This window comes from Bartonella sp. AP57NXGY (assembly GCF_042195805.1).
Lineage (GTDB): Bacteria > Pseudomonadota > Alphaproteobacteria > Rhizobiales > Rhizobiaceae > Bartonella.
In genome coordinates, this window is sequence record NZ_JBHIOZ010000110.1 from 1775 (window position 1) to 4034 (window position 2260).

Genomic DNA, 2260 nt, shown 5'->3' on the forward strand with positions numbered 1-2260 from the left:
AAAACGGTGCCATTTTAAACCTCCGTTACAGGCGTTTGGGCGACATTGGCTGTTTGTTGTTGACGCCAATCTTCTAATCGTTGGGCGAGATCATGGTCATAAACGGCCATAACGGCTGCGGCTAAAAGGGCTGCATTAATTGCGCCTGCTTTGCCAATTGCTAATGTGCCGACGGGTATCCCTGCTGGCATTTGTACGATTGAAAGCAAAGAATCTTGACCAGAAAGAGAGTGAGAATGCACTGGAACGCCAAAAACAGGAAGAGGAGTAAGGGCTGCTAACATACCTGGAAGATGCGCTGCCCCCCCCGCACCGGCAATTAAAACTTTAAACCCTGCTTCTTTTGCTTCTTTGGCAAATTGATAAAGGCGTTCAGGAGTTCGGTGTGCTGAGACAATATGCGAACTATGAGAAATACCAAGATTCGTCAAAATATCTGCACTATGGCACATCGTTTGCCAATCCGATTGGCTCCCCATTAAAATCGCCACATCACATGATTTTTTCATCATTCTCTATCCTTTTCAAAGGTTCAATGCGATTCTTTATCATTATTTTTTTAAAGTTTTATATTCTTTTTGCAAAGCCAATTGATGACAGAGAAACAGTTATTTTTCAAATAAGGCGGAAAGCTAAAAATTTAAAGGGGATCTCGAGAGATGAAAAACTAAAGTATTGAAGGCATGAAGCACTTCTTGTGAGGGGGGAGGGCAATGTCACGGGGTGGCGTGGGACCCATGAGGCTGTTGAGCTTGCGGTATTGTCTTTTATTTAAGATAAGAGGGAAAAATGTATTGGGGAAAAGCCATTGATTATAAGTTTTTTTTAAAAAAATGTCTTATTTTTTATTTGCTAAAATAAACAAGATCACCATATGATATAAAATCTGTTGCAATTTGAAACATTGCTTATGAGAAAAAGAGATTTTTATGTCAAAAATGTGTTGCAAAATGAGGATATTCTTTTGAGAAAAAAAGAGATGTATATCTCTCGATTTCAAAGCCTATTTATTTTGTTGTTCAAGTGATTCTTTTGTGAGTGGGGAATATAATCTTTATAGGGGATATAATCTTTATAATTGTCGATATATCTTTAACAATGGCTGATATAAGGGGAAGCGAATAATCAACGCTTTTGTGCTTTTAACGCTTTTGTTGAGATGTGCTTCTGAGCGATTATATCGTTTTTTCACTTAAATATAATGGCAATATCAATCGCGAGTGACGAATTGTGAATAATAAATCCATGGTCTCTTTTTTGCCCAATTTTGTAATATGGTGAACGCTGAAATAAATAAGAGTTAAACAACGGATGTAAAGGAGATTTAAAAGCTATGTTTCTTCCATTTTTAATCGCTTTAGGTACTGCAGTAACGACTATGTGTGGTAAAAAAAATATAAGTTATGCTTTGTGGGTAATTTTATTCGTTGTCATTCTTCTCACTTTCAATCATCACGCAACTTCTACTTTAAATTTATCTTTTTGAGAGAATAGCCATGGAACATGTTGAACAAAAAAATCCTCACTTCGTCATCTTTATGAATACGCTAGGACTCTTTGGGTTATCTATTGTCTTGGTGGTGGCTTTTTATTATCAATTGGTAAAGTTTGAGTTACCTTGTCCCCTTTGTTTGCTGCAGCGCGTTGGATTGATGCTGGCAGGTTGTGGGTTCTTACTCAATATTCACCATAAGGTGAAAAATACCCATTATGGTATGGTTATTCTTGGTTGTATGGTAACCAGTGCTGTGGCAGCACGGCAAGTGTTTTTGCATATCACACCCGATGATTTAGGATATGGTTCAACGTTCTTTGGATTGCATTTTTATACTTGGGCTTTCATTATTTCTGTCCTTTGTATCTTTGCTGTCTCATTTGTCATGATTTTAGGCGAATTGGCACACAAGTTCAAAGAATTTTCTCCTTTTCCAGCCTTGAGTAAAACGGCAAGTTTCTTATTTGTGTTTTTGATTGCGGCAAATTTGATTTCTACCATACTGGAATGTGGTGGTGGGCAATGTGCCGATGATCCTGTAAGGTATGAATTGTTATCAAATTGGTTCCCTTCACAGTCTTGAAATTTTTTAATAATCCCTCATCATAATTTTTATTGTTAAAGAGGCGGAAATATTTAAGAATCCGCTTCTTTTTTATTTATTGGGAAGACATTTCAGCAAGATTGTTCGATAATCTGATCTTTTATACCAACGCTGGCTTTTATGAGCGCTGGCGATTGATATTTTTTTAGCGAAGACTTGTA

Annotated in this window: 3 protein-coding genes; 2 read left to right on the forward strand and 1 reads right to left on the reverse strand. The window is 37.0% G+C overall.

Features of this window, described 5'->3' with window-relative positions; translation table 11 throughout:
* Nucleotides 1-14: 14 nt before the first annotated feature.
* Nucleotides 15-512, reverse strand: coding sequence for a 5-(carboxyamino)imidazole ribonucleotide mutase (gene purE, locus ACFIL8_RS08000; protein ID WP_375610656.1), 498 nt, complete (start codon nucleotides 510-512; stop codon nucleotides 15-17).
* A gap of 821 nt (nucleotides 513-1333) precedes the next feature.
* Between purE and ACFIL8_RS08005 the strand changes: the two genes are divergently transcribed.
* On the forward strand, nucleotides 1334-1486 hold the full coding sequence (locus ACFIL8_RS08005) for a DUF5993 family protein (protein WP_375611664.1): 153 nt from the start codon (nucleotides 1334-1336) through the stop codon (nucleotides 1484-1486).
* 10 nt (nucleotides 1487-1496) lie between these two features.
* Nucleotides 1497-2078 (forward strand): disulfide bond formation protein B, encoded by a 582-nt coding sequence (locus tag ACFIL8_RS08010; RefSeq protein WP_375610657.1) that lies wholly within the window; start codon nucleotides 1497-1499, stop codon nucleotides 2076-2078.
* The last annotated feature ends 182 nt before the right edge of the window (nucleotides 2079-2260 follow it).